Here is a 26,537-nt window from a genome sequence, read left to right on the forward strand (position 1 = left end):
TATTCACCACGCGATGCAAAGCAAGCCGGCTGGTCAGGTCGTGCCGAATTACGATCATCAGACCGCACCGGCAATTGCTGTTCCGAGGCCAGAGCATTTGCGAATTCCGACGATCAAAGGCTCTTATACTGGCACCGCCCGGGATCTGCTCGCGAAAGATATTCGCGATCTCAGGAGCCGCACCGGAGCATCAAACGAATGCTTGCAGCGCTTGATTGACCTGAACAAGCAGACGTATCCCGGTGCGTTCGCGAGGAAATTACCAACGTGTGAGCTAAGCACATGAACACAGCCGAACTACTTTCATTGATAGACGAGCACGTGAGGGACGCGACGATCAATGACTTAATCGCACTCTTCACGTCTCCTCCCGGCAGGAAACCGGAAAAGTTCTTGGTAGATGTAGCCGCGTGGCGTTCGAACCTCAACGACCACGATCGTGAGCTGTTGGATCGGGTAATCGCGGAATCCGTAAAAGGCGCACTTTTTGGCCTATTTGCAGTTGTCGATGGTGCGCGCGTGGTAGATCAAACCGTTGAACGATTCGTTATCTGTACCGAAGACCATGACGGGAACAGAGTTCCAATCAACGATATGGGTTCGGATTTGCATAGCCACTTTGCGCCAGATTGATTGATGGACCGCATCCGAAAAGAGCGGTGAAACAACAGGGCTGCGTAAGGGGCCCTTGTTGTTGCCCAGAAATCGACCTCCGCGCGGTCACTTGTTTCTCCCTGATCGGGGAGAAGCGCAGCGGCAGCCGTCATTCTGTTGGTGACTAGAAAAGTCGTTCCGCAACCACCTGGCGCGCGTCGTCGTTGAGGTGCATTTGCTGAATTCCGGCGATCGCACGGTGCAGCCAGGTATCGGCAATTGCACGATGCTCGTCGTTCGTGTCGGCCAGCGCCGCCGACAATTGCCGAATTCCGGTGCTGGCCGTCGCGCTGTCGTCGGCGTTGTTTGCAGTGGAAATATCGTGCCGGCCCAAAACGCGAGCTGATCCAGGCCATCAATGCCGACAGCAAGCTGCAATGGTTCCATGACGAAGCGGGAAACCTCTCTCACGAGCATCAGTACTACCTCAAGACCGCTGTGCCGATGGTCGCATTGTGGAAGCAAGAGTACGACGCGCTGAACCTTCGCCCCGATGGCCATAAGTTCAGAACGCTCACCTACGGGAGCGGTCACGTGCTTGGCGTGACCCTTGACCAGCATGAGCTGCTGGCCTACGAGCGCGACGACCTGCACCGTGAAGTGGTCCGGCGGGTCGCCTGCTGCCAGCCACCAGTTGCCTGAGGGTCGAAACCTTCGCCTTCGACCCCGCCGGCAACCTGTTGGACCAGAAGCCCCAGGAGCTGAACCGCCCGCTGGAAGCCGACCCACGTCGCAACAAGTTGATGGACAACCTGCTGCGCGAATACGCCGGCACCCACTACAAGTACGACGAACGCGGCAACTTGGTGCACCGCTTACAAAACGGCGCGCACGCCCACTTCACCTGGGACCTGTTCGACCGGTTGGCCAGCTACAGCGACGACAAGCTCAAGGTCGACTTCGCCTACGACGCCTTGGGTCGACGTCTGTACAAGAACTCGGTCGCACATTACTGGGATAGGCCGGAAGCGGGTACCGGCTGGAACCAGATGCAGCGGGCCAAGCGCCAACGTGATCTCGGCTGTGGCTTCACCCTGTTCGGTTGGGACGGCGACACCCTGGCCTGGGAAAGCTCACCGCCAAGGGACGATGGCGATACCGGGCGCACGGTGCACTACCTGTATGAACCGGGCAGCTTCGTGCCGGTGGCCCAGGCCCTGCGCAAGCGCCCGATCGTGCTGCACAGGCAGCCGGATTGGCGTCAGCGGGAGTACGACTTCGATCAGGATCCGTTGTGGCAAACGACGATGCCGCCGCAGGCGTTCGATACGATTGCCTGGTACCACTGCGATCACCTCGGCACGCCGATGGAGCTGACCGATCCGCACGGCAACGTTGCGTGGGCGGGGCAGTACAAGGCGTGGGGTGAGGTGCGGGAGGAGCGTTCGGAGTGGGCCAAGCAGCATGGCCTGAGTAACCCGATTCGCTTCCAGGGGCAGTACCACGATCATGAGACTGGGCTGCATTACAATCGACATCGGTATTATGATACTCGGGGTGCTCGATTCATTTGTAAAGACCCCATTAGCTATGCCGGGGGGCTAAATCAATATGTACATGCTCCAAACCCTATAAGTTGGATTGATCCACTAGGACTAGCAAAAGAATGTTGCTGTGGTGCAAAAGGATTAGGGAACGCTACAGAGGCGGGCTCTGTTTTTACTCAGCAACGTAATTTTTGGTCAAAAGATCCTATTCAGTTTAGTGGGAATAAGGTCTATCAGCGGAATGATTTATTTGATCCTAATTTGCAAACTAGTTGGCGTGAAGGTGGCAAGGTCATAACCGGTAGTAATGCTGAGCGTATGGCCTCTGGTCGAGCGCCCATAGGTGTAGATGGCAAGTCGGTGAACCTGCACCATATGACACGAACACAGTCAGGGCCTATTGCAGAAATGACGCAAAGTTTTCACCAAACCAATAGCGCAACTATTCACATTAACCCTAATATAATTCCTTCTGGTAGTGATAGGGCAGCTTTTGATAAGTGGAAGGTGCAGTACTGGAAGCAACGACCTGCAGACTTTAGGAATTGAGAATGAGCCAAGTTACGACACATCAAATTGAGGAATTAGTATCACTGCATCCTGATATCGTGTGCTTTGGTAGCCAGGCCGATTGCGTGAGTGATGACTGGATTGAGAAGGCCGAGCAGCGGCTAGGGCTTGAACTGCCAGGGTCGTACAAGTGGTTTTTAAAGACGTATGCGGGTGGCGAGATTGGTACTGAAGAAATTTACAGTATCTATGGCGTGGACTTTGAGGGTGTCAATGGAGGGGATATTGTCTATCAGCATATTGTGGGCATAAAAAATAATCTGATAGATGGCAAAAAGCTTGTGATTAGCGAAACTGATATGGGGGAAGTCTTTTTCTTTGACTATTCGAAGTTTAAAGATGGTGAGTGCCCCGTGAGTCTTCGACTTCCGTCTGGTGAAAACGTTAATTACGCTTCAGATTTTTATGAGTTTTTATATAAACGAATTTCTGCTCATATTAGATAGATATTCTCATCCTGCACCGGCCATGCGCCGGTGTTGTTTTATCTGCTTACTGCAAAATCTCCTGTCCTTCGTTGCTGGCTTTAGTCGTGGCCTGAGCGATCAGGGCATCAAGCATCTGCGCAACGAATTTCTGTTGGCTCTTAGGGAGACACTGCATAAATAGCCAGCCGCCCCCACCCTTGGCACACTGAGCCCCCTCAACCAGCCTCCTCCGTGAGCTTTGTTACGCGCATGCAAAAGACCTTCTCCGAACTCGAATACACCGGCAAGAAAAAGCAGACTCGCCGAGATCGCTTCCTGGCGGACCTTGAACAGCTGGTGCCCTGGGCACAAGTGGAGGCGCAAGTGGCGCCGTTCTATAGCGACACCACAGGCACGCGTGGACGCCCTGCGATTGGGTTGTCGCGCATGCTGCGCATGTATGTCGTGCAGCAGTGTTTCGGTCTCTCCGATGAAGGTACCGAAGATGCCGTCTACGACAGCCAGGCCATTCGTGGTTTCATCGGCATCGACCTGGGCAGTGAGTCGGCACCGGATGCCACCACCTTGTTGCGGTTTCGCCGCTTGCTGGAAACCCATCAGCTAACGCGGGTGCTGTTTGAAACGATTAACCAGCATCTGGCCAGCCAGGGTCTGCTGCTCAAGGAAGGCACTATCGTCGACGCTACCCTGATCGCCGCGCCGCCTTCGGTCAAGAACCGAGAAGGCAAGCGTGATCCTGAGATGCATCAGGCCAAGAAAGGCAATCAATGGCACCTCGGGATGAAGGCCCACGTTGCTGTCGACGCCACATCGGGACTCGTGCACAGCGTGGTAGGGACTGCCGCCAACGTGGCGGATGTCACCCAGGTCGATCAGTTGCTGCACGGCGCCGAAACCTATGTTTCGGGTGACGCTGGATACACTGGTGCGGCCAAGCGACCGGAGCATGCTGAACGGGACGTTATCTGGTCGATTGCAGCACGGCCAAGCAGTTACAAACATCACGGCAAAGACAGCGTGCTGTACCGAGTCAAGCGCAAAATCGAATACGCCAAGGCGCAGCTGCGTGCCAAGATCGAGCATCCCTTCCAGGTGATCAAGGTGCGCTTCAATCATCGCAAGGTTCGCTACCGTGGACTGGAAAAGAATACGGCGCAGTTGTTCAGTCTGTTGGGGTTGGCCAATCTGGTACTGGCCAAGCGGTATTTGCAACGGACGGCGGGATAAGTCCGTCCGAAAGGCGGGGCTGGCCCGCTAATCAGCAAAATCAGGGTAGAAATCGGCCCAAGAAACGCAGAATAAGGCCGGTAGGTTGAAAAACCGGCTTGAAAATGGGGACGGTGAGAATTGGCTAATTGTTCAGCGCCTCCCTAACAAACCTACTTGTAAAAGTTGCAGAGATGCATTGACACACCTAGGAGTGGAATGGGAATGAGCTTTGCTTACGGTGAAATTGTGTGGCCCAATGATGGTCGAGAGGCAAATATTGTACTGAGAAAATTTATGCTCATAGCCCTTGCAGCAATTAATTATACGTTTCCAGAAGACTTGCCAAGCCCAATAAATTTTGTTGAAAAATACATTTCACGAGAAATCGACCAGTTGGAGTGCCGGAAATTAGCAGCGCAGTGGCGAATACAGATACCGGGTCTTGAAGGTGTTCGTGATTTCCATAGCAGAGATGCATTAAGCACTCGATTGGCAATGCTGTTACTAAGCGACTCTGTGGCGAGAGAAAGGATTGTTGTACTCCAAAATCGAAATCGTAAAATGCTGCAGGCGCCTGGAACTCTAGATTTGAAACCAAAAAGGTTGGATTGAATATGAACTTTTATGCGATTAGCCAGAAAAAAGACGTAGGCTCGCATCTGGGTCTGCTAGATGCCGCACTCTATGATAAAATATACGAAAATTGGGGTGAGGTTGAATATGGGTATTTCCCTTGGTATAAAAATGCGCCAGTTAATGGTGGGCATGAAAAAATGCCTGCGGGGATGGTGCTTGTAGGGGAGTCAAAAAAATATTATTTCGGTGCTCGTAGTTTGGCGGAGGGACTGTATGCAATTAATGAAAAATTCTATGCTGCATGTGTAGAAACCGGGGTGCATTTCATTGATGTGGTTAAGGTGGATTGCAAAGTCAATGGTGGGCGGACGGATAATCCTATTGGTTACTATGCTGCTGTTTTCAAATCTTATAGCCCTGATGATGTGATTGATTTGTCGTCAAAAATTATTGGTGACGAGTATGGTCGAATGCAGTCTTTTGAGTCGTTAATGCTTAAGAAAAAGGACAGTGCAGTGTTTCGAATTGATAGGTTTTCACCGTACATAGATACTCTTTACTGCACAGAGGATTTCAAGGAGAAGGCTGAAGCGCTCGGCGTGTTAGGCGTTGAATTTATCTCTTTAAAAGAAAGTGACTCAAAGGGGATTTTGCCATTATAGCTATATCGCTTGAGGTCTAGATAAAATATGTTTTTTGAGCAGGCGCAAGTTTATAACTTGCGCCTGGGTGAACGGGAAGATGCAGCGGGCCAAGCGCCAACGTGATCTCAGCTGTGGCTTCACCCTGTACGGTTGGGACGGCGACACCCTGGCCTGGGAAAGCTAACCGCCAAGGGACGATGGCGATACCGGGCGCACGGTGCACTACCTGTATGAACCGGGCAGCTTCGTGCCGGTGGCCCAGGCCCTGCGCAAGCGCCCGATCGTGCTGCACAGGCAGCCGGATTGGCGTCAGCGGGAGTACGACTTCGATCAGGATCCGTCGTGGCAAACGACGATGCCGCCGCAGGCGTTCGATGCGATTGCCTGGTACCACTGCGATCATCTCGGCACGCCGATGGAGCTGACCGATCAGCACGGCAACGTTGCCTGGGCGGGGCAGTACAAGGCGTGGGGTGAGGTGCGGGAGGCGCGTTCGGAGTGGGCCAAGCAGCATAGTCTGGGTAACCCGATCCGCTTCCAGGGGCAGTACCACGATCATGAAACAGGGCTGCATTACAACCGGTATCGCTACTATGATCCGAGTTCTGCGCGATTCATTGCTCAAGATCCAGAATTTTGAACGTTTTATTGACTACTTTTATGGATAGTGAACGAGTCCCTTGAAAGTGGGGTGATTACTATTGGAAATATTGGCGATGAACATGATCTGGAAATTCCAGCGGGTGTTTACAAATTGATCTATGAACTCGGGCAAAAAAAGGCAACCATGGTGTCGCCTCAAAATGACGCTCAGACGCTGAAGGGGATTGTTGAAAAGGCAAGATTGCAACTAAGAATTACTTGACCTCGAGTTCACCCAGCCGCGCTCTTTACTCGTAGCCACGCCGACATCGCCCTGACCACCTTGGGCATGCGCTCTCTCGTGCAGGGCCTGGATTGGCGGTTGGTGGCGGGTGCCGGTGACATCCGCGTCACCCGGCAGAAGCTGCGGCGCAACCCCCGGGCCAACTTGGGCGCGGTGTTCCTGGAAATCCTCGAAGGCCACCTGCAGGCCAACCTTGGCGGCGAGCTGGAGCACTACGTCGACGGCGCCCTCGAGCAATTGCCTGCCATGCTCGAAGCCGCCGGCCAGACCGCCAGCCAACTGTTCGGTGGGCTGGCCGGGCTGCTCAAGGACGCCGCTAGCGGCAACCTCGACGCCGAGGTCAATCATGCCCGGGCCCGCCAGCAACTGGCCCAGGTGGCGCTGTACGACTCCATGTTTGAAGTCGACGCCTGGACCCTGGCCGCCGCGCCCCTCGCGCCAACGGATGGTCAAGTGGCGTTGGATAACTCGACCCAGGTAAAAGCTACATCTGCACGACGTGTAGGCGTTGACTCAAAAAATATGGAGCTAGTCGTTTTGGATAGAACTGAGGTGCATGTAAATGGGGGCGCCCAATCCCCCTACTGACAACGCCGCCAAAACTCATCCGCCAACCGCCGCAAGTCCTGCGCCAAATACGCCACATCACTGGCACGTGAGTGGCTATGCTGCCCCACCTCCACCGTCGCTTCACTGGCCAGACGAATGCTGACGATATTGCGGTTTATGCTCTCGCTGACCTGGCTTTGTTGCTCCACCGCCGCGGCAATCTGCAAGCTCATCTCGTTGATCTGGTTGACCCGGGCGCTGATGCCATCCAGGGCGCTGCTGGCCAGTTGCGCCTGCTCGACGCTGTGTCCGGCATGCTCGCTGCTTTGCTGCATCACTTCTACCGCGGCGCGGGTGCCGTCCTGGAGGGCACCGATCATGCGCTGGATTTCATGGGTCGACTGCGCGGTGCGCTTGGCGAGGTTGCGTACTTCATCGGCCACAACGGCAAATCCCCGACCTTGCTCGCCGGCTCGGGCCGCCTCTATCGCCGCGTTCAATGCCAGCAAATTGGTCTGTTCGGCAATACCGCGGATGACATCGAGCACACCCGATATCTCGCTGCTGTGGGTTTCCAGCCGGTGAATCACCTGACTGGCCTCGGCCAACGCGCCGGCCAGACCCTGGATGGCGTTGCGGTTACGGTCCACCAACCGATGCCCGGCCTGGGTCTCGCCCTCGGCCTCATCCGCCGCCACCGCTGCCAACTGCGCGCTGCTCGCCACCTGGGCAACACTGGCGCTCATCTGGTGGATCGCCGTGGCTACCTGGTCGGCTTCGCCTTGCTGCTCGAGGCTATGGCTATGACTGGTGAGCAAGGCGTCGACCAAGGCGCCGGAATGGGCCGCCAGGCGTGTCGAGGTGTCGCCGATACGCCCCACCACCGCGCCCAGTTGGGCCTTGAGCATGCGCATGGCGAAAGCTACCTGGCCGATGTCATCACGTCGGCCGGTGTACAACTGCTGGCTCAAGGGGTTGTCGGCTATGGCCAGGGCCTGTGCGCGCAGGCGTTCGAACGGGCGTAGCAAGACGACGATCACCAGGCCGCTCAAGCCTGCAGCCAGCCCCAACTCCAGCAGTGCGGGCAAGCCGCCTATACCCAGGCCCCAATGGCCCAGCGCGGCCACCGACGCCAATACCGTGCCGACGCTGAGCATCAGCCGGCTGCGTAACCCCAGCACCGGTATGCGCTGGCGCCAACCGCCACGGCCCTGGCGCAACTGCGCATAGCAACGCTCAGCCGCCGCGACCAGCTCGGGGCTGGGCTTGGTCCGTACCGATTGGTACTCGATGGTCTGGCCGCCACTGCTGATCGGCGACACGAATGCACTGACCCAGTAATGATCGCCATTCTTGCAACGGTTCTTCACCAGCCCCATCCACGAACGCCCGCCCTTGAGCGTCTGCCACATCTGCTCGAAAGCCTGGGGCGGCATGTCCGGGTGGCGGACGATGTGGTGGGCATTGCCCAGCAACTCATCATGGGAGAACCCGCTGACCTTCACGAAATCCTGGTTCGCATAGGTGATACGGCTGTCCAGGTCAGTGGTGGAAAGAATGTTGGCATCGCCGGGGTAATCCACTTCGCGACCGGTAACAGGCAAATTGCACTTCATCGGAGGCACTCGTTGTTGTAGTTGGGAAGATCGGCAGGGCATTCGACTCTAGGGGTAAAAACCGGCGTTGAATTGATCCAGCGCAGGATATTGGCAATTGGCCACCAACGAGCCGAAACTGTCGGCGCTGTCAGCCAGGCGTCACGCTGCCGACCCGGTCAGGGGGCTATAAGCTTCACTACGGACACGTGTTTCCCACCCCTCTTGGCCAAGGTGCTTGCCCCATGCGACGCCCGTCCCGCTCTCTTTTTCTCGCCGCTGTGGCGCTCCTGGCGCTGGCTGCGCTGGGCCTGTGGTTCGGCCAGCGCGAGCAAGCGCCCGGGCCACGTGCGCAGGCGGCGATTCCGGTACGGGTGGTCAGCGTCGTTCAGCAGGACGTGCCGCGTTATGCCAGTGCCATCGGCTCGGTGCTGTCGCTGCACAGCGTGGAAGTGCGGCCCCAGGTGGAGGGGGTATTGACCCAGGTGCTGGTCAAGGAGGGGCAATGGGTGAAGCAAGGCGACTTGCTGGCCACCCTCGATGACCGGGCGATTCGCGCCAGCCTGGACCAGGCCCGCGCCCTGCTCGGCCAGAGCCAGGCGCAGATCCAAGTGGCCGGCGTCGATCTCAAGCGCTACCGCCTGTTGAGCGCCGATGACGGCGTTTCGAAACAGACGCTCGATCAGCAACAGGCGCTGGTCAACCAGTTACAGGCTACGGTCAAGGGCAACCAGGCGGCCATCGCCAACGCCCAGGTGCAGCTGTCGTACACCCAGATCCGCTCACCGGTGACCGGTCGAGTCGGTATTCGCAACATCGACCCTGGCAACCTGGTGCGTACCAGCGACACCCAAGGCCTGTTCAGCGTCACCCAGATCGACCCGATCGCCGTCGAATTCTCCCTACCGCAGCACATGCTGCCGACCCTGCAACGCCTGCTCAAGGCCCCCGCCCCTGCTCTGGTCCAGGCCTACATGGACGCCGACGGCGAACGCAACCTGCTGGGCGAAGGCCACCTGGCCCTGATCGACAACCAGATTTCCGCCACCACCGGCACGGTGCGGGTCAAGGCCGAGTTCGACAATAAGGATGGCCGCCTGTGGCCCGGACAACTGGTCACCATTCGCCTGCGTACCGCCGTGGACGAAAACGCCCTGGTGGTGCCGCCTCCGGTGGTGCAACGTGGCGTCGATGGGCACTTTGTCTACCGCCTGGACGGCGACAAGGTCACCAGCGTGCCGGTCAAGCTGATATACCAGGACAGCGAGCTGAACGTCATTGCCGGGGTCAAGCCCGGTGAGCGCCTGGTACTCGATGGCCAGTCACGGCTTAAGCCGGGGTCGCGGGTCGAGGTCACCCCTGACGCCCCTGCCGCGTCGGCAATGGCCGACCGCAGGAGTCAGCCATGAATACGCGCAATGGCGTTTCGGCCTGGTGCATCGACCACCCGATCGCCACCCTGCTGCTGACATTCGCCCTGGTGCTGCTGGGCGCCATCGCCTTCCCGCGCTTGCCGGTGGCACCGTTGCCGGAAGCGGACTTCCCGACCATCCAGGTCACCGCCCAGTTACCCGGCGCCAGCCCGGAAACCATGGCATCGTCGGTGGCGACGCCGCTGGAGGTGCAGTTCAGCGCCATTCCGGGCATGACCCAGATGACCAGCAGCAGCGCCCTGGGTTCGACCAACCTGATCTTGCAGTTCACCCTCGACAAAAACATCGATACCGCTGCCCAGGAAGTGCAGGCGGCGATCAACACCGCCACCGCACGCCTGCCCCAGGACCTGCCCAACCCGCCGACCTGGCGCAAGGTCAACCCAGCCGACAGCCCCGTTCTGGTGCTGACCGTAAGCTCCTCGCAGATGCCAGGCAATGACCTGAGTGACTATGCCGAAACCCTGCTGGCCCGCCAGTTGAGCCAGATCGAAGGCGTCGGTCTGATCAACATCACCGGGCAGTTGCGCCCGGCAATACGGGTCCAGGCGCAGCCGGAGAAACTCGCAGCCATCGGCCTGACCCTCGCCGACCTGCGCCAGGCCATCCAGCAAACCAGCCTGAACCTGGCCAAGGGCGCTTTGTACGGCGAGCACAGCGTGTCGACCCTCGCCGCCAACGACCAGCTGTTCCACCCGCAGGACTACGCCAAGCTGATCGTCTCCTACCGCGACGGCGCGCCGGTGTATCTGCAGGATGTGGCGAAAGTGATCCATGGCGCCGAAAACGCCTACGTCAAAGCCTGGTCCGGCGCGCAACCAGGGCTGAACCTGGTGGTGTTCCGCCAGCCCGGTGCCAATATCGTCGACACCGTCGACCGGGTGCTGGAAGCGCTGCCAAGGCTGCAGGAGATGCTGCCTGCGTCGGTCGAGGTCTCGGTGCTGCAGGACCGGACACAGACCATCCGCGCCTCGCTGCACGAGGTGGAGCTGACCCTGTTGATCGCCGTGGTGTTGGTGATCGGGGTGATGGCGTTGTTCCTGCGGCAATGGTCGGCGACGCTTGTGGTGTCCAGTGTGCTAGGGGTGTCGCTGATCGCCAGTTGCGCATTGATGTATGTGTGCGGTTTCAGCCTGAACAACCTGACCCTGGTGGCCATCGTCATTGCCGTCGGCTTCGTGGTGGACGATGCCATCGTCGTGGTGGAGAACATCCACCGCCACCTTGAAGCGGGCGACGACAGTCGCACCGCCGCGCTCAAAGGTGCCGGGGAAATCGGCTTCACCGTGATCTCGATCAGTTTCTCGCTGATCGCTGCGTTCATTCCGCTGCTGTTCATGGGCGGTGTGGTCGGCCGGTTGTTCAAGGAGTTCGCCCTTACCGCGACGGCCACCATCCTGATCTCGGTGGTGGTGTCGCTGACGCTGGCGCCCACGTTGTGCGCGCTGTTCATGCGCCGCCCGCCTCGCGAGCAACACGGCGGCCTTGGCGAGCGCCTGGTGCGCCGGTACGCGCGTGCCCTGGACCATGCCCTAGCCCACCAGCGCCTGACCTTGGGTGTGTTCGGCATCACCCTGGCGTTGGCAGTGGCCGGATACGTGGCAATCCCCAAAGGTTTCTTCCCACTGCAGGACACCGGTTTCATCCTCGGCACCACCGAGGCGGCGGCGGATGTGTCGTACCCGGCCATGATCGAGAAGCACCAGGCACTGGCCAGGATCATCGAAGCCGACCCAGCCGTGCGCGCGTTCTCCCATTCCGTCGGCGTGACCGGCAGCAACCAGACCATCGCCAACGGCCGATTCTGGATCGCCCTGAAACCCCGTGGCGAACGTGACGTTTCCGCCAGCGAGCTGATCGACAGGCTGCGGCCAAAGCTGGCCCAGGTGCCTGGCATCGTCCTGTACATGCGCGCCGGGCAAGACATCAACCTCAGCTCCGGCCCTTCCCGCACCCAGTACCAGTACGTGCTCAAGAGCAACGATGGCATGGCCTTGAACCTATGGACCCAGCGCCTGACCGACCGCCTGCGGGAAAACCCGGCACTGCGCGACCTGTCCAACGATCTGCAATTGGGCGCCAGCGTCACCCGCATCGACATCGACCGCCAGGCCGCGGCGCGCTTTGGCCTGACCACCACCGACGTCGACCAGGCGCTGTACGATGCCTTCGGCCAGCGGCAGATCAGTGAATTCCAGACCGAGACCAACCAGTACAAGGTGATTCTCGAACTCGACGCCCGCCAACGAGGCAAGGCCGAAAGCCTGAACTACTTCTACCTGCGCTCGCCGCTGACCCACGAAATGGTCCCCCTGTCCGCGCTGGCCCATGTCGCCCCGCCCAGCACCGGGCCGCTGTCGATCAGCCACGATGGCCTGTTCCCGGCCGCCAACCTGTCGTTCAACCTGGCGCCAGGCGTGGCCCTGGGCGATGCCGTGCAGATCCTTGAGCGCACCCAGCGCGAACTCGGCATGCCCGACTCGATCAGCGGCAACTTCCAGGGTGCGGCCCAAGCCTTCCAGAGCTCGCTGTCGAGCCAGCCGTGGCTGATTCTGGCAGCACTGGTGGCGGTGTACATCATCCTGGGCGTGCTCTACGAGAGCCTGGTCCACCCCCTGACCATCATTTCCACCCTGCCATCGGCGGGCCTGGGCGCGCTGATCCTGTTATGGGCCATGGGGCAGGACTTCAGCATCATGGGACTGATCGGCGTGGTGCTGCTGATCGGCATCGTCAAGAAGAACGGCATCCTGCTGATCGACTTCGCGCTGGACGCCCAGCGCACGCAGGGCATCACGCCCGAGCAGGCGATCCACCAGGCCTGCCTGACGCGCTTTCGGCCGATCCTCATGACCACCCTCGCCGCCCTGCTCGGTGCCGTACCGCTGATGTTCGGCTTCGGTACCGGCGCCGAGCTGCGCCAGCCCTTGGGCATCGCCGTGGTCGGCGGGCTGTTGGTGAGCCAGGCCCTGACGCTGTTCACCACCCCGGTCATATACTTGGCCCTGGAACGCTTGTTCCATCGCCGCCGGGCCATCCAGGCGGCTGCGTCCAGTGCCACTTGAGACAAGACCATGCGTGTGCTGATCATCGAAGACGAAGAAAAAACCGCCGACTACCTGTATCGCGGCCTGAGCGAACAGGGCTTCACCGTGGACCTCGCACGCGACGGCATCGACGGCCTGCACCTGGCCCTGGAAGGCGACTACGCGGTGATCGTGCTCGACGTGATGCTGCCTGGCCTGGATGGCTATGGCGTGCTGCGTGCACTGCGGGCGCGCAAGCAGACGCCGGTGATCATGCTGACCGCTCGCGAACGGGTCGAGGACCGTATCCATGGCTTGCGCGAAGGTGCCGACGATTATCTGGGCAAACCGTTCTCGTTTCTGGAACTGGTCGCTCGCCTGCAAGCCCTCACCCGCCGCAGCAGCAGCCATGAACCTTTGCAGGTCCAGGTCGGCGACCTGTGGATCGACCTGATGGCGCGCAAGGCCAGCCGTGCCGGCCAGCGCCTGGACCTCACCGCCAAGGAGTTCTCGCTGCTCAGCGTACTGGCCCGGCGGCAGGGCGAGATCCTGTCCAAGACCGCCATTGCCGAACTGGTCTGGGACATCAATTTCGACAGCGACGCCAATGTGGTCGAGGTGGCGATAAAACGCCTGCGCGCCAAACTCGACGGCCCGTTCGACAACAAGCTGCTGCACACCATACGAGGCATGGGCTATGTCCTGGAAAACCGTGCCGGCTAACTCCATCGCCCTGCGATTGTCGGCGCTGTTCATCCTGGTGGCGATGGGCGTGTTCCTGTTGATTGGCTCGGCGTTGTACCGCCAGGTCGATCGCAGCCTCGACCTGCTGCCCGCTGCCGAGCTCGATGCGCGTTTCAGCGTGCTTGAGTCGACCCTCAACCGCTATGGCACCCCTGAGCACTGGGCCAAGATCACCAACAAGCTCAACCTGCTCAGCGAAGAAGACCGGCGCATCCGCTTCTGGGTGGTCAGCCAAACCCCGGCATTCGAGTATGGCCAGCCGGACGCGCTTATCCGCACATTTGCCGAAGGGCCGCAGGGTATGCGCGAGCTGCGCCTGCCCGATCGGCCCTACCCCTACAAAGTGCTGGTCAGCGAACTCCCACCTTTGGCGGGCCGCCCCGCGTTGCGCTTTCTGATCGGCATCGATACCGAAACCTTCTGGCAGGCCCAGCACAGCTTGTTGGTGGCCATCGTTGGTCTTGCCGTGCTCGGTGTGCTGTTGGCCTCGCTGCTAGGCTACTGGGTGGCGCGCATTGGCCTGCGTCCGCTTCTGGCCCTCTCCAACGAAGCCCAGGCGCTGGCGCCGCCACGTCTGGACGGACGCCTGCAAACCCACGACCTGGCGCCTGAGCTGGCGCAATTCGCAGGCGCCTTCAATGCCGCGCTCGACCGGGTCAGCCAGGCGTATTCGCGGCTCGAGGCCTTCAACGCCGACGTCGCCCATGAATTGCGCTCGCCACTGACCAACCTGATCGGCCAGACCCAGGTCGCCCTGACCCGTGGTCGCAGCGCCGAGCACTACTTCGAAGTGCTGCAATCGAACCTCGAAGAGCTGGAGCGACTGCGCAGCATCATCAACGACATGCTGTTCCTGGCCAGCGCCGACCAGGGCAGCAAGGCCACGGCCCTGACCCAGGCCTCGCTGGCCGAAGAGGTGGCGACCACCTTGGACTACCTGGACTACATCCTTGAAGACGCGCAGGTCAGCGTCACCGTCAGCGGCGACGCCCAGGCGCCCATCGAGAAAGCCCAATTGCGCCGGGCACTGATCAACCTGATCAACAATGCCGTGCAGCATACCGCGCCCAAGCAGGTGATCCAGGTGCACATCGCTGCCGACGCCGAACAGGTCAGCATCGCCGTGAGCAACCCCGGCCCCGCCATCGAGGGTACCCACCTGCCGCTGCTGTTCGAGCGCTTCTACCGGGTGGACGCGGCGCGCAGCAACAGTGGCGGCGGCAACCACGGCCTGGGGCTGGCCATCGTCAAGGCCATTGCCCTGATGCATGGCGGCGATGTTTTCGTGCGCAGCGAAGCCGGCGCCAACACCTTCGGCATTCGCCTTCCAAGCGCTCAACTACGCGGGTTTGAGGCAAAAATCTAAGCCAGTTCAGCGGCGATCATTACTTTTTGTGCAACAGTGCTTATCGTACCCGATACTGTTTCCCGGGCATTGAAAGGACTAACTTTAGTCCTGTCTCAATCAGCACTTGCCAAGCAAGAAGGTAGTTTCAAAATGTCCAACAGTATGGGTATTGCCAGCGTCTTCATCCTGTCTTCCCTGTTGTTGTCGCCCCTGGCCATGGCCGAAGAATCCCAGGCTTTCGTCGCCCGTAACGCACAACTGGCCGCAGCTCAGCAAGAAGCTCGCGAAGCCGTGGCACACAAGGCAGACACTCTGAAAGACGCCAAGCAGACAGCTTCCAAAGCTTCTGTCGACGCCAATGCCGACAGCTGAGTTGTCGCTGTCACCGTTTCCGATTTCCCTTGGCTACGCCATGGGCACCTCCCGTGCCGGTATGTTAGCCTTTTAAAGCCGCTGATCGCTCAGCGGCTTTTTTTATGTGCTTTAACCATCAGCGCGGCCGAAGCGTCACTAATAAGAAAGTTGCACATTCAAAAATAAAAACTGCCCCACCGATAGACCAAAGGAGCTCATACCGGTGCTTACCGCGTATCGTCTTACCCCGTTATTCGTTGCATTGGCCGCAACGATTCCCTTCGCCGCCCAGGCCGATGAAGACAAAGCTGAAGGCTTCATCGAGGGTTCTTCGCTGAACCTGCATTTCCGCAACGCCTACTTCAACCGCGATAACCACCTCCCCGGCGTGCGTGACACCCGTGAGTGGGGCCAGGGCGCGGTTGCCCGGTTCGAGTCCGGCTACACACCGGGTGTCGTCGGCTTCGGCCTCGACGCCCATGCCATGCTGGGCCTGAAACTCGATGGCGGTGGCGGCCATGCCGGCACCAGCATCCTGCCTACGCACTTCAAGAACGAGGACGAACTGGGTGCCGCGCCGCACTCGTTCTCGACCGCAGGTGCAGCCGTCAAGCTCAAGGCTTTCGACACCGAGCTCAAGGCCGGTGACCTGTTCCTTACCAATCCGGTGATCGCTGGCGGTGAAACCCGCATGCTGCCGCAGACGTTCCGCGGCGTGCATCTGACCAACAACAGCATCGATGGCCTGATGCTCGAAGCCGGTCAGGCCAGTTTCACCAAGCCGTACAACCAGAGCGGACACCGCCGCATCGACACCTACTACGGCAAGCTGGGTGACAACGAGAGCAAGCACCTGAACTGGGCAGGCGCGTCCTGGACGGGCACCGAGAACATCACCGCCAACCTGTATGCCGCAGAGCTGAAGGACATCTGGAACCAGTACTACGCCGACTTCGACTACACCTACGTAGTCAACGACCTGGTCAGCCTGAACCCAGGCGTGCACTTCTACCACACCCAGGACACCGGCCAGGCGCTGCTGGGCAAGATCGACAACAACACCTACAGCGTGCACTTCACCGTCAACGCCGGGTTCCACAGCGTCACCGCCGCTTACCAGCGGGTCAACGGCAACACGCCGTTCGACTACATCAACCTGGGTGACAGCATCTACCTGGACAACTCGCGTATGTACTCGGACTTCAACGCCCCCAACGAGAAGTCCTGGAAGCTGCAGTACAACTACGACTTCGCAGGCCTGGGTGTACCGGGCCTGACGTCGTCACTGTCGTACTCGCGCGGTGAAGCGGACCTGACCAAGGCTGACAAGGACCTGACCCACTACGACTACTACCGCGCGGACGGCAAGAACGCCATGCACTGGGAACGTGACCTGGACGTGAAGTATGTGTTCCAGGAGGGCAACCTGAAGGATCTGTCGGTACTGCTGCGCTATGCCACCCACCGTGGCAGCCAAGGCTATGCGTCCATCGACAGCAACAGTGACAACGATGAACTGCGGGTGATCGTCGATTACCCGGTGAACATCTTCTGACGCATTGATCGCCAGCCAGCCGACGACTACCGGGTTGCAAACGCTCAGTAGGAGCCGGTTGGCCGGCGACTTGGGCTGAAAAACAGCCCCCACAGGTAATTCCGTCGGACAAATCTTGTCCGACAATCCTCGCTTCCCTAGAATACTGCCGCCGCATAACGGCCCCTGCCTCAGCAGTAGCGAGCATGCCCACCCGATCTCCGCGTATCGCACTCTACAGGTCGCACCCCGAACTGATCCTGAACCTGGCCAGTTGCCTTGCCGTGCTCGCTATCGTGGCCATCGTCAGCTACCTGCTGGCACGCGAAAGGGACAGCGTCGAGCTGTCGGCCATTCGCTCGTCCAACAACATCGTCCAGCTCATCGAAAGCGATATCCTGCGCAACGTCGAGCTCTACGATCAGTCCTTGCAAGGCCTGATCTGGGCCGTAAGCCGAAAGGAATTGCCGGACATACCCACCAGCTTGCGCCAGCGTCTGCTGTTCAATGGCGCCTTCGTCGACCACAAGCGCGGCGATCTGCTTTGGCTCGACAAGCAAGGCAACGTAGTGGGCGATTCCACCAGCACCGTCCCACGCACGGCCAACTTGGCCAACACCAGCATTTTTCAGGCCCACCTGCATAACCCCAATCTGGGGTTGCTGGTCGGCCCGCCCTTTAAGTCCAAACTCAGCGACCTGGATTGGTGCATCAGCTTCAGCCGACGTATTTCAGGGCCTGACGACGCGTTCGTTGGGGTAGCTGCCGGCGCACTGCGCCTGTCGTACTTCAGCGAGCTGTTCCGGCGACTGGATATCGGCGACGACAGTAGCATCAACCTGATCAACACCGACGGACAACTGCTGGCGAGACAACCGACGCGCCCCCAGGACCCGATGATCGGGACCAACGTCAACGACAGCCCCAACTTCAAGCGCATCCTCAGTGAGCACCGGGGCAGCTTCACCGCCCGCTCCAGCTTCACTGGCGCACCCCGTATCTACACCTTCGCACGTGTTGCCGACCTGCCATTGATCGTGCTGGTAGTGCACTCGGCCGACGAGGTGTTCCAGTCCTGGCGACGCACCGCGATTCTGGTCAGCGGTGCCACCGGTGTGCTGTGCATCGGTATCCTCTGGCTGAGCCTGTTGCTGGGCCGAGAGCTGCGCCGCCGCCAGGAAGCCGAACAAGGCCTGGCGACACTGGCCGCCACCGACAGCCTGACCGGACTGGCCAACCGCCGCCGCCTGGACCAGGTGCTGCGTCAGGAATGGGCTCGTGCCCAGCGAAATCGACAGCCATTGGCGGTGCTGATGGTGGATGTGGATCACTTCAAGGCCTTCAACCAACGTCACGGCCATGCCGGCGGGGACCATGCGCTACGGGAAGTGGCCAAGACGATCGAACAGTGCATCCGGCGCCCGGCAGACCTTGCGGCACGCTATGGCGGGGAGGAGTTCCAGGTGGTGCTGCCGGAGACCGACCTGGCCGGCGCCAAGCTTCTTGCCGAACGCATCCGTTCGAGCGTGCAAGCACTGGCACCTTTTGCCGACGATGCCCATTCGGTGACGGTGAGCATTGGCATCGGCCTGTACCTGCCGGGCACCCAGCACGATCTGGCAAGCGTGCTGGGTGCGGCAGATGAGGCGCTCTACCGGGCCAAGGCCAATGGCCGTAACCGGGTCGAGGCGCCTGCGGTTTAGGAACGTGCGCGAGCAGCGTCGCGCAGTGCCTTCACCTGGTCGTGGTTGCGCTGCACACCCTCGAGTTGCTTCTCGACGATCATGTAGGTCTGGTCGTTGGCGCCCCGGCCCAGTTTGACCAGTTTTTCGCGGGCTTCCTTATAGGCCTTCAAGGCGTGGTCTTCACCGCGCTCGACTTCGTTGAGCACCGCTTCTTCATCCTTGCCGGTGACCATCGACTTGAGGTTGACCCAGCCACGGTGCAGGTCGCCGCTGATGCTGGTGGAAGTTTCCGGATCGCCACCCAGGCGGCGCACATCACTCTGCAACTCTGCGGCGGCCGAGGCGCATTCGCCTGCGCGCTGCACGAAGAAGGCTTTGAGCTCAGGGTTCTTCACGTCTTCAGCCGACGTCTTGAATCCTTTCTCGCCATCCTTGCTGTACTCGATCAGGTCGTTGAGCACGTTGATAACGTCTTTGTTCGGGTTGCTCATGGCATGAACTCCTTGGCAGGTGGAAGTCCCTAGGAACAGAGCAGCGTTCATGCCAAGCGCCAACGAATCGTTAAAACGTTGTAAATCAATAAGTTATCTAATGAGGCAAACGAACTGGAAGCGGCGTTCTGCATGATTGCCGCTTGGGCACCCGTGCAGATTGCAGTATGGTCTGCGCTTTTACTCAGCCAGATGCGCCCATGAAACCGGAAACCCTCGAACTACTGGTCACCCGTACCATGCCCTTCGGCAAATACCAGGGCCGGATCATCGCCGACCTGCCTGGGGATTATTTGGCCTGGTTCGCTCGCAAGGGGTTTCCCACTGGAGAGCTGGGCGGGTTGCTGGCATTGATGCACGAGATCGACCACAACGGGTTGATGGACCTGCTGGTGCCGTTGCGTCAGAAGCACCGGCGATAAGGCCCCCGCAGCGTCGATGCTGCGGGATTCTGGATTGTCTTGCGCGGCCTCATCGCCGGCAAGCCGGCTCCTGCAGGGCATACCTAGCCTTTGGCAGGCGCTACCGCCAGTTCCACGCGCTCGCTCTTCTTGATCACGGCATACACCACCGCTGTCAGCAGGCTGCCCGCCACGATCGCCAGCAGGTAGAGCAGCGCGTGGTTGATCGCATTAGGGATCAGCAGCACGAACAACCCACCATGCGGTGCCATCAGCTTGCACCCGAAATACATCGACAAGGCACCGGTCAACGCACCGCCTGCGATACTCGCCGGAATCACCCGCAAGGGGTCTTTGGCAGCGAATGGGATGGCCCCTTCGGAAATGAAGCAAAGCCCTAGTACCAGCGCAGCCTTGCCGGCCTCACGCTCGCTCTGGGCGAACTTGCGCCGGGCGAGGAAGCTGGCGATGCCCAGTCCAATCGGCGGCACCATGCCGGCAGCCATGGTCGCGGCCATCGGTGCATAGCTGGACGAAGCCAGCAGCCCCACCGAGAAGGCGTAGGCCGCCTTGTTGATCGGGCCGCCAAGGTCCACGCACATCATGCCGCCCAGCAACAGCCCGAGAAGAATCGCATTGGTGGTGCCCATACTGTCGAGGAAGCGGGTCAGGCCTTCGAGCATGGCCGCCACCGGCTGGCCAACCACATAGATCATCACCAGCCCAGTGAACAGGCTGGCCAGCAACGGAATGATCAGAATCGGCTTGAGGGCATCGAGACTGCTGGGCAGACGCGCCCAGCGGGCAATGGCCTTGGCGCTGTAGCCGGCGAGAAAACCGGCGACGATGCCGCCAATGAACCCAGCCCCCAGGGTGCTGGCCAGCAGGCCACCGATCATGCCGGGGGCCAGCCCCGGGCGGTCGGCAATCGACCAGGCGATATAGCCGGCCAGCAAAGGCACCATCAGCTTGAACGCGGCCTCACCCCCGATCTGCATCAACGCAGCCGGCAAAGTGCCTGGTTCCTTATAGGCTTCGATACCGAAGACGAACGACAACGCGATCAACAAGCCGCCAGCCACCACCATCGGCAGCATGAACGACACCCCGGTCAGCAGGTGCTTGTAGATACCCGTTTTCTCGGCTTTGCCGGCAGTCGGCGCACCAGCGACATCGGCGGCGCCCTCCAGCTTGCCTTCGGCCAGGGCCTTGTCCAGCGTGGCACGGGCCTGCTTGAGGGCGGTGCCGGTGCCACAACGATAGATGCGCTTGCCGGCGAAGCGTGCCGTCGGCACCTCGATGTCGGCCGCCAGCAACACCACATCGGCTTCGGCGATGGCTTCGGCGGACAGCGGGTTGCGCGCGCCCACCGAACCCTGGGTCTCGACGGTCAGCTGGTAACCCAACTGCTGGGCAGCCTGTTGCAAGGCTTCGGCCGCCATGAAGGTATGCGCTACCCCAGTCGGGCAGGCCGTGATCGCCACGATGCGCGGCGCAACGGCAGTTGCCGATGTGGGGCTGGTGGCAGACGCCCTCAGCACTTGCGCATTGGCCGCGGCTTCATCGAGGAACCCCTCACGGTCGGCCAACGCCTGGGATGGGGTGCTCTGGTACAGGCGCTTGCCGACGAAACGAGCCAGATCGACCGGGCCCGTGCTGATCACCAGCACACAGTCGGCGTCGGCGATCTGTGCAGGCGTCAGTTGTCGCTCGGGATGTTCGCTGTCCTGTACTTCGACACTGGTGCTCCAGCCCCGGCGCTGAGCCGCCGCGGCCAGCAGGCGAGCACTGAGCACGCTCGACACCTGCCCGTTGGGGCAAGCGGTGACAATGGCAATGTTCATCGGCAACCCTCTTGTTGTTCTGTCAGTTGCACACCCGCTTCCAGGCGAGCCAGCTGCTCGCGATCACGAATGCCGAAGCCGACCTGGGTGACGGCCTGGGCAGCAATCGCGGTGGCCCGGCGCAAGGTATCGGTCGGCGCTTCGCTCTGCAGCAAGCCATGCACCATGCCGGCTACCAGGGAATCGCCCGCCCCCACCGTGCTGGCGACCCGCACTTTCGGCGGTCGAGCCTGCACCGTGAGGTTATCGGCGAACCAACGGACCCCTTCCGCCCCATCGGAAACCACCACATGCTCGACGCCATCGGCCAGCAGGCGCAGGGCCGCCGCGCGCTGCTGCGCTGCACTGTCCACGGTCAGGCCAAGCACTTCGCCCAACTCCTCGGTGTTGGGCTTGACCAGCCACGGCGCGCTGCGCAGCCCGGCGCGCAGGGCTTCGCCGCTGCTGTCGAGCGCGACTTTCAGGCCCAGGCCCTTGAGGCGCACGAGCAATTGGTTGAACCACTCAGGGCTCACTCCACGCGGCAGGCTGCCTGCGACCACCACGGCATCCTGTCCGGGGGCCACCTGCTCCAACACACGCAGCAGGGCCTCCTGAGCCGCTTCGTCGACTTCAGGCCCCTGCCCGTTGATATCGGTCACGCGGCCGTCGGCCTCGACCAGCTTGATGTTGCTACGGGTTTCGCCTGGAACGCGTACGAAGCAGTCGGTAAAACCGCGCCTCTCGATCAGGGCTTCGAAGGCCTGGAGGTTGTCGCGGCCAAGGAAGCCGCCGACCGTGACGCTGTGCCCCAGGTCAGCCAGCACCTGGGCAACGTTCAGGCCTTTACCGGCGGCATGACTCTGCTGGGCCTGGCTGCGGTTCACGTGGCCGGGACGCAGGGCATCGAGGCTGACTGTGATGTCCAGCGCCGGGTTCAGGGTCAGGGTGAGGATCTTGGCCATTCAGTAACGCTCCACCAGCGCGCGAACCGCCGCGGCGCTGTCTTGTTGCAGGGCCTCGCGCGCCAGGGCGCGGGCCGTCTGGTGATCGGCCTGGCGAACCAGGGCTTTGACTTCTGCAATGCTGCGGGCCGCGACGCTGAGCTCGTCGACGTCCAGGCCGAGCAGCACGGCGACTGCCTGCGGGTCCGCGGCCAGCTCGCCGCACACGCCCACCCACTTGCCCTCGGCATGGGCGGCGCGCACGGTCATGTCGATCAGGCTCAACACCGCCGGGTGCAGGCCATCTGCCTGGGCCGATAGGCTCGGATGGCCACGGTCGATGGCCAGGGTGTACTGGGTCAGGTCGTTGGTGCCGATGCTGAAGAAATCCACCTCACGGGCCAGCTGTGCGGCCAACAAGGCCGCCGAAGGCACCTCGACCATGATTCCGACCTGCAGGTCTGCCACCGGGATTTCCTCGCGCAGACGTTCGACCATGGCCCGGGCTTCGCGCCATTCGTGAATCTGGCCGACCATCGGGAACATGATCCGCAGCGGCCGTTGATCGGCCGCACGCAGCAGGGCGCGCAGCTGCTCTTCCATGACCTGCGGCCGTTGCAGGGTCAGACGCACGCCGCGCACACCGAGGAAGGGGTTCTCCTCCGCGGCGATGGGCCAGTAAGGCAGCGGTTTGTCGCCTCCCACATCGAGAGTCCGCACCACCAGTGGCCGACCCTGCAGGCCGTCGAGCACGCGGCGGTACTCGGCCTCCTGGGTGGCGACGTCGGGTGCTTGGGGGTGGGCCATGAAAATCAGTTCGGTACGCAGCAGGCCGACACCTTCGGCGCCTTGATCCACCACCTTGTCGATACCCGTGCTTTCACCGATATTGGCGAACACTTCGACGGCATGGCCGTCGCGGGTCACCGCCGGCTCATGACGACTGGCCCAGGCCGCCTGCAAACGCTGCTCGCGCAGGTCGCGTTCGGCCAGGGCACGTTGCAGCTCGTCAGCGCCAGGCGCGACGCTGACCAAACCACGCTGGCCGTCCAGCAGCAGCGCGGTGCCAGGCGCCAGCAGCAGAATCGACTCGCCCACGCCCACCACCGCCGGAATGCCCAAGGCACGGGCGACAATCGCGCTATGAGCGGTGGCCCCGCCGTGCGCAGTGACGATACCGGCGACCCGGGCCGGGTCCAGCCGGGCGACATCGGATGGGCCAACTTCGGCCATCACCAGCACGTAGGGTTGCTCCGGGGCCTCCTGGGTCTGCACGCCGCACAGCTGGGCCAATACCCGCCGACCGATATCGCGCAGGTCGGCCGCGCGCTCAGCGAGCAGGGCATCGTGCAGCGCTTCCTGCTGGCGCGCAGCCGCTTCGATGACCGCCATCCATGCAGCCGCGGCGCTTTCGCCCTGAGCCAGACGCAGTTCGACATCGTCGGTCAGCGCGGGGTCGGCGAGCATTTCCTGGTGGGTGACGAAGATCTCGCCAATGGCCTTTTCGCTACGTTGTACCAAGGCCTGGAGTTCAGCATTCACCGCCTCCAGCGCTTGGCGCAGCTTCACCCGCTCCTGGGCGGGCGATTCGCCGCGCAGGGGGTAATCGATGTCACGCTCGACACACAGGTGCGCAGGGCCAGCGGCAATGCCTGGGGCAGCACCGACGCCCTGGATATGGCTACCGGCCAGCGGAGGCTGAAGCGCGTCGGCCTCTACCATAGGCTCCGGCACCACACATTTGGGCAGAGGCTCCACCTCTTCGCCAAGGCCTTGCTCGATGGCGGCCAGCAACACCGGCAGCGCATCGGCGGCGATGCCAGGCTCGGCGATCAGTTCGAGCGCCTGGCCTCGCCGCGCCCCTAGGCTCAGCAGCTTGCTCAGGCTCTTGACCGATACTGCTGGCTGCGCGCTGTCCAGCAGACGCACCCTGATTTCCCCCTCGAAGCCCTTTGCAAGCTGCGCCAGCGCTTTGGCCGGGCGGGCGTGCAGACCATGGGGGTTGGCCAGCACCACCCGTACGCTCGGCCAGTCGGCCGGCACCTCGCCGCCCAGCACCTCGAGCACGGCACGGCTGCTGGTGGCCTGGTAGAGCATCTGTCCACGGCCCTCGATCAACACTTCGCACAGGCGTTCGAGCAAGGCCTGATGGGCGGCGCCAAGGCTGGCCAGGCAGAACAGACCGTTGAGCGGTTGCTCACGGTAGCGCAGTGGCTGCTGGGGCGTGATGAAGGCCAGGCCGGGCTGCAACACCTGACGCTCGCTGTGCAGCCACCACAACCCTTCGCCCAAGGGCAAGGGCTCAGCCTGTTGCAGCGCGGCGGCAAAGCCATTGTCGACACACCCGGCGCGTTGCAGCAGGCGCGAGCCACGCCAGGCCAGTTCGTCGAAGTCTTCGGCAGCAAGGTTCAGGCTGACCAGTTGGGCGTCCAGCGCCAATGCCTGGGGAGCACCCTGCAGCAACTTGAGCAGCGCTTCGGCAGAACTGGCCCGACGCAGGGCCTCGGCCAGGTCGGTTTCGCCCAACGCGCGGGTCAGCAGTTGCAGCAGGCGCAGGTGCTCGTCGGAGCGGGCCGCGATGCCGATGGCGAGGTAAACCCTCTGCCCATCGCCCCAGTCCACGCCTTCGGGAAACTGCAGCAGGCGCACGCCGGTGGCGAACACCAGGTCGCGGGTCTGCGGTGTGCCGTGGGGAATGGCAATGCCCTGGCCAAGGAAGGTCGACCCCTGCGCCTCGCGGGCCTGAAGCCCCTCCAGATACCCTTCGGCGACCAGGCCGTCAGCGACCAACCGATCCGCCAACAGGCGCAAGGCCTGGGCCTTGTCGGCGGCCTTCTGGCCCATGGCTATCTGCTCTTTGGCGAGCTCGAGCATGACCTTCTCCTTTTGCAGTTCCCAGGTGGGTACTGAGGTATTGTTGTGAAATTCACGAAAACGACCAGTGCTACAGTCGGACGCAGGCAACGACCCCGGCAGAAAATTTGCCTGCTGAAACGATTAATCTGACCAGGCGGCCACGTTACTCGATAATCTGCCGAGGAAAAAGCCCCATCCTGTCGGACAATTGCGACAATGGTCGTCTGCGCGCGGTGCCTGTCCTGGGTCAAACTACCCGGTCTGGCTTCGCGGTCAGCCCCGGTAATAACAAGGAAAACTCGGTGAAACTCAGCGATATCGCCCGTCTGGCCGGTGTGTCCGTGACCACTGCCAGTTACGTCATCAACGGCAAGGCCGAACAGCAGCGCATCAGTAACGCCACGGTCGAGCGGGTACGTGCGGTGGTCGAGGCTCACGGCTTCACCCCCAACCCCCAGGCTGCCGGCTTGCGCAGCCGCCATACCCGCACGCTTGGCTTCATTCTCCCGGATCTGGAAAACCCCAGCTATGCCCGCATTGCCAAGCAGCTGGAGCAAGGCGCCCGCGCCCGTGGCTACCAGCTGTTGATCGCCAGCAGCGACGACCAGCCTGATAGCGAACGTCAGTTGCAGCAGCTGTTCCGCGCCCGCCGCTGCGACGCCCTGTTCGTCGCCAGTTGCCTGGAGCCGCACGACGAAAGCTACCGAGAGCTGCTGGACAAAGGCCTGCCGGTAATCGCCATCGACCGGCGCCTGGATCCAGCCTATTTCTGCTCGGTGATCAGTGACGATCGCGATGCCAGCCGACAGTTGGCCCAAAGCCTGTTGGCCACGCACCCACGCAGCATCGCCCTGATCGGTGCACGCCCCGAACTGTCGGTCAGCCAGGCCCGTGCCGGCGGTTTCGATGAAGCCCTGCAAGGCTTCGGCGGTGATGTACGCCGTTACCAGGGCGAAGCCTTCAGCCGGGAATGCGGGCAGCGCCTGATGCAGCAACTGACCGACGAACTGGGCGGCCTGCCCGATGCGCTGGTAACCACCTCCTACGTGCTGCTGCAAGGCGTGTTCGACGCGCTGCAAGCGCGCCCTGCCAATTCGCGCCAACTGCAGTTGGGCACCTTCGGCGACAACCAGTTGCTCGACTTCCTGCCGCTGCCGGTCAATGCCATGGCCCAGCAACACGCACTGATCGCCGCCACAGCCCTGGAGCTGGCCCTGGCCGCCATCGAGGACAAGCGCTACGAGCCTGGCGTACATGCCATAGGCCGCACCTTCAAGCAACGCATCGCGGCTGCCTGACC

Annotated in this window: 22 protein-coding genes and 3 pseudogenes; 19 read left to right on the forward strand and 6 right to left on the reverse strand. The window is 61.3% G+C overall.

Annotated features, from left to right (window positions below; translation table 11 throughout):
- Positions 1–282: 282 nt before the first annotated feature.
- A complete protein-coding gene (locus tag VXM67_RS22575) occupies positions 283–633 on the forward strand; it encodes a hypothetical protein (RefSeq protein WP_023382277.1) in 351 nt (116 codons plus the stop codon).
- A 145-nt stretch (positions 634–778) separates the two neighbouring features.
- On the opposite strand, the gene VXM67_RS22580 is transcribed toward VXM67_RS22575, so the two are convergent.
- Positions 779–988 (reverse strand): hypothetical protein, encoded by a 210-nt coding sequence (locus VXM67_RS22580; protein ID WP_041925546.1) that lies wholly within the window; start codon positions 986–988, stop codon positions 779–781.
- A 5-nt stretch (positions 989–993) separates the two neighbouring features.
- Between VXM67_RS22580 and VXM67_RS22585 the strand changes: the two are divergent.
- The 9 genes and pseudogenes from VXM67_RS22585 to VXM67_RS22625 form a co-directional block, all read left to right on the forward strand.
- Positions 994–2,258: pseudogene (locus tag VXM67_RS22585) on the forward strand (RHS repeat-associated core domain-containing protein); the annotation flags it as partial.
- Positions 2,259–2,459: 201 nt separating this feature from the next.
- A pseudogene (locus tag VXM67_RS22590) lies at positions 2,460–2,690 on the forward strand (HNH/ENDO VII family nuclease); the annotation flags it as partial.
- 2 nt (positions 2,691–2,692) lie between these two features.
- Entirely contained in the window at positions 2,693–3,157 is a 465-nt protein-coding gene (locus VXM67_RS22595; RefSeq protein ID WP_104883325.1) for an SMI1/KNR4 family protein, read from the forward strand.
- A gap of 231 nt (positions 3,158–3,388) precedes the next feature.
- On the forward strand, positions 3,389–4,366 hold the full coding sequence (locus VXM67_RS22600; RefSeq protein ID WP_367237383.1) for an IS5 family transposase: 978 nt from the start codon (positions 3,389–3,391) through the stop codon (positions 4,364–4,366).
- A 204-nt stretch (positions 4,367–4,570) separates the two neighbouring features.
- The gene (locus tag VXM67_RS22605) at positions 4,571–4,960 is read left to right on the forward strand and encodes a hypothetical protein (RefSeq protein ID WP_367237384.1); all 390 of its coding nucleotides are present in this window, start codon (positions 4,571–4,573) and stop codon (positions 4,958–4,960) included.
- A gap of 2 nt (positions 4,961–4,962) precedes the next feature.
- Positions 4,963–5,586, forward strand: a complete 624-nt coding sequence (locus VXM67_RS22610) for a hypothetical protein (protein WP_023382284.1) — start codon at positions 4,963–4,965, stop codon at positions 5,584–5,586.
- A gap of 76 nt (positions 5,587–5,662) precedes the next feature.
- Positions 5,663–6,199: pseudogene (locus tag VXM67_RS22615) on the forward strand (RHS domain-containing protein); the annotation flags it as partial.
- A gap of 36 nt (positions 6,200–6,235) precedes the next feature.
- Positions 6,236–6,433, forward strand: coding sequence for a hypothetical protein (locus VXM67_RS22620; protein WP_148299933.1), 198 nt, complete (start codon positions 6,236–6,238; stop codon positions 6,431–6,433).
- Between the two features lie 66 nt (positions 6,434–6,499).
- Positions 6,500–7,042 (forward strand): hypothetical protein, encoded by a 543-nt coding sequence (locus VXM67_RS22625; RefSeq protein ID WP_148299934.1) that lies wholly within the window; start codon positions 6,500–6,502, stop codon positions 7,040–7,042.
- Here the strand turns inward: VXM67_RS22625 and VXM67_RS22630 are convergent.
- Entirely contained in the window at positions 7,036–8,619 is a 1,584-nt protein-coding gene (locus VXM67_RS22630; protein WP_367237385.1) for a PAS domain-containing methyl-accepting chemotaxis protein, read from the reverse strand. The two genes, VXM67_RS22625 and VXM67_RS22630, sit on opposite strands and share 7 nt — an antisense overlap.
- A gap of 224 nt (positions 8,620–8,843) precedes the next feature.
- Here VXM67_RS22630 and VXM67_RS22635 point away from each other — a divergent pair, with 224 nt between their 5' ends.
- From VXM67_RS22635 to VXM67_RS22665, 7 genes are all read left to right on the forward strand, one after another.
- On the forward strand, positions 8,844–10,007 hold the full coding sequence (locus VXM67_RS22635) for an efflux RND transporter periplasmic adaptor subunit (protein WP_027907447.1): 1,164 nt from the start codon (positions 8,844–8,846) through the stop codon (positions 10,005–10,007).
- Complete coding sequence (locus tag VXM67_RS22640; RefSeq protein WP_367237386.1) at positions 10,004–13,096, forward strand: multidrug efflux RND transporter permease subunit; 3,093 nt, start codon at positions 10,004–10,006, stop codon at positions 13,094–13,096. Before VXM67_RS22635 ends, VXM67_RS22640 begins: the two co-directional genes overlap by 4 nt.
- Before the next feature lie 9 nt (positions 13,097–13,105).
- Positions 13,106–13,780 (forward strand): heavy metal response regulator transcription factor, encoded by a 675-nt coding sequence (locus VXM67_RS22645; protein WP_023382289.1) that lies wholly within the window; start codon positions 13,106–13,108, stop codon positions 13,778–13,780.
- Positions 13,755–15,167 carry a heavy metal sensor histidine kinase gene (locus tag VXM67_RS22650; RefSeq protein WP_023382291.1) on the forward strand — a complete coding sequence of 471 codons (1,413 nt, stop codon included), beginning with the start codon at positions 13,755–13,757 and terminating at the stop codon, positions 15,165–15,167. The genes VXM67_RS22645 and VXM67_RS22650 overlap by 26 nt, the downstream gene beginning before the upstream one ends.
- Before the next feature lie 132 nt (positions 15,168–15,299).
- Positions 15,300–15,521 (forward strand): hypothetical protein, encoded by a 222-nt coding sequence (locus tag VXM67_RS22655; RefSeq protein WP_023382293.1) that lies wholly within the window; start codon positions 15,300–15,302, stop codon positions 15,519–15,521.
- A gap of 205 nt (positions 15,522–15,726) precedes the next feature.
- The gene (locus tag VXM67_RS22660; protein WP_023382294.1) at positions 15,727–17,058 is read left to right on the forward strand and encodes an OprD family porin; all 1,332 of its coding nucleotides are present in this window, start codon (positions 15,727–15,729) and stop codon (positions 17,056–17,058) included.
- Between the two features lie 185 nt (positions 17,059–17,243).
- Positions 17,244–18,740, forward strand: a complete 1,497-nt coding sequence (locus VXM67_RS22665) for a sensor domain-containing diguanylate cyclase (protein ID WP_023382295.1) — start codon at positions 17,244–17,246, stop codon at positions 18,738–18,740.
- Here the strand turns inward: VXM67_RS22665 and VXM67_RS22670 are convergent.
- Complete coding sequence (locus VXM67_RS22670) at positions 18,737–19,213, reverse strand: PA2169 family four-helix-bundle protein (protein ID WP_023382296.1); 477 nt, start codon at positions 19,211–19,213, stop codon at positions 18,737–18,739. The two genes, VXM67_RS22665 and VXM67_RS22670, sit on opposite strands and share 4 nt — an antisense overlap.
- A gap of 200 nt (positions 19,214–19,413) precedes the next feature.
- Between VXM67_RS22670 and VXM67_RS22675 the strand changes: the two genes are divergently transcribed.
- Positions 19,414–19,635 carry a DUF3820 family protein gene (locus tag VXM67_RS22675; protein ID WP_023382297.1) on the forward strand — a complete coding sequence of 74 codons (222 nt, stop codon included), beginning with the start codon at positions 19,414–19,416 and terminating at the stop codon, positions 19,633–19,635.
- 83 nt (positions 19,636–19,718) lie between these two features.
- On the opposite strand, the gene VXM67_RS22680 is transcribed toward VXM67_RS22675, so the two are convergent.
- From VXM67_RS22680 to ptsP, 3 genes are read right to left on the reverse strand one after another with little or no spacing between them, the layout of a single operon-like run.
- Positions 19,719–21,458, reverse strand: a complete 1,740-nt coding sequence (locus tag VXM67_RS22680) for a PTS fructose-like transporter subunit IIB (protein WP_023382298.1) — start codon at positions 21,456–21,458, stop codon at positions 19,719–19,721.
- On the reverse strand, positions 21,455–22,402 hold the full coding sequence (gene pfkB / locus VXM67_RS22685; protein WP_023382299.1) for a 1-phosphofructokinase: 948 nt from the start codon (positions 22,400–22,402) through the stop codon (positions 21,455–21,457). The genes VXM67_RS22680 and pfkB overlap by 4 nt, the downstream gene beginning before the upstream one ends.
- Positions 22,403–25,255 (reverse strand): phosphoenolpyruvate--protein phosphotransferase, encoded by a 2,853-nt coding sequence (gene ptsP / locus VXM67_RS22690; RefSeq protein WP_023382300.1) that lies wholly within the window; start codon positions 25,253–25,255, stop codon positions 22,403–22,405.
- Positions 25,256–25,539: 284 nt separating this feature from the next.
- Here ptsP and cra point away from each other — a divergent pair, with 284 nt between their 5' ends.
- Positions 25,540–26,535, forward strand: a complete 996-nt coding sequence (gene cra / locus VXM67_RS22695) for a catabolite repressor/activator (protein WP_023382301.1) — start codon at positions 25,540–25,542, stop codon at positions 26,533–26,535.
- The last annotated feature ends 2 nt before the right edge of the window (positions 26,536–26,537 follow it).

This window comes from Pseudomonas sp. Rh2, from assembly GCF_040762985.1.
Taxonomy (GTDB): domain Bacteria; phylum Pseudomonadota; class Gammaproteobacteria; order Pseudomonadales; family Pseudomonadaceae; genus Aquipseudomonas; species Aquipseudomonas taiwanensis.

Excerpts from the sequence above, each read along its gene's own strand:
- VXM67_RS22575 (WP_023382277.1), top strand. The coding sequence starts at position 283 with ATGAACACAGCCGAACTACTTTCATTGATAGACGAGCACGTGAGGGAC.
- VXM67_RS22595 (WP_104883325.1), top strand. The coding sequence starts at position 2,693 with ATGAGCCAAGTTACGACACATCAAATTGAGGAATTAGTATCACTGCAT.
- VXM67_RS22600 (WP_367237383.1), top strand. The coding sequence starts at position 3,389 with ATGCAAAAGACCTTCTCCGAACTCGAATACACCGGCAAGAAAAAGCAG.
- VXM67_RS22605 (WP_367237384.1), top strand. The coding sequence starts at position 4,571 with ATGAGCTTTGCTTACGGTGAAATTGTGTGGCCCAATGATGGTCGAGAG.
- VXM67_RS22610 (WP_023382284.1), top strand. The coding sequence starts at position 4,963 with ATGAACTTTTATGCGATTAGCCAGAAAAAAGACGTAGGCTCGCATCTG.
- VXM67_RS22625 (WP_148299934.1), top strand. The coding sequence starts at position 6,500 with ATGCGCTCTCTCGTGCAGGGCCTGGATTGGCGGTTGGTGGCGGGTGCC.
- VXM67_RS22630 (WP_367237385.1), bottom strand. The coding sequence starts at position 8,619 with ATGAAGTGCAATTTGCCTGTTACCGGTCGCGAAGTGGATTACCCCGGC.
- VXM67_RS22635 (WP_027907447.1), top strand. The coding sequence starts at position 8,844 with ATGCGACGCCCGTCCCGCTCTCTTTTTCTCGCCGCTGTGGCGCTCCTG.
- VXM67_RS22640 (WP_367237386.1), top strand. The coding sequence starts at position 10,004 with ATGAATACGCGCAATGGCGTTTCGGCCTGGTGCATCGACCACCCGATC.
- VXM67_RS22645 (WP_023382289.1), top strand. The coding sequence starts at position 13,106 with ATGCGTGTGCTGATCATCGAAGACGAAGAAAAAACCGCCGACTACCTG.
- VXM67_RS22650 (WP_023382291.1), top strand. The coding sequence starts at position 13,755 with ATGTCCTGGAAAACCGTGCCGGCTAACTCCATCGCCCTGCGATTGTCG.
- VXM67_RS22655 (WP_023382293.1), top strand. The coding sequence starts at position 15,300 with ATGTCCAACAGTATGGGTATTGCCAGCGTCTTCATCCTGTCTTCCCTG.
- VXM67_RS22665 (WP_023382295.1), top strand. The coding sequence starts at position 17,244 with ATGCCCACCCGATCTCCGCGTATCGCACTCTACAGGTCGCACCCCGAA.
- VXM67_RS22670 (WP_023382296.1), bottom strand. The coding sequence starts at position 19,213 with ATGAGCAACCCGAACAAAGACGTTATCAACGTGCTCAACGACCTGATC.
- VXM67_RS22675 (WP_023382297.1), top strand. The coding sequence starts at position 19,414 with ATGAAACCGGAAACCCTCGAACTACTGGTCACCCGTACCATGCCCTTC.
- VXM67_RS22680 (WP_023382298.1), bottom strand. The coding sequence starts at position 21,458 with ATGAACATTGCCATTGTCACCGCTTGCCCCAACGGGCAGGTGTCGAGC.
- pfkB (WP_023382299.1), bottom strand. The coding sequence starts at position 22,402 with ATGGCCAAGATCCTCACCCTGACCCTGAACCCGGCGCTGGACATCACA.
- ptsP (WP_023382300.1), bottom strand. The coding sequence starts at position 25,255 with ATGCTCGAGCTCGCCAAAGAGCAGATAGCCATGGGCCAGAAGGCCGCC.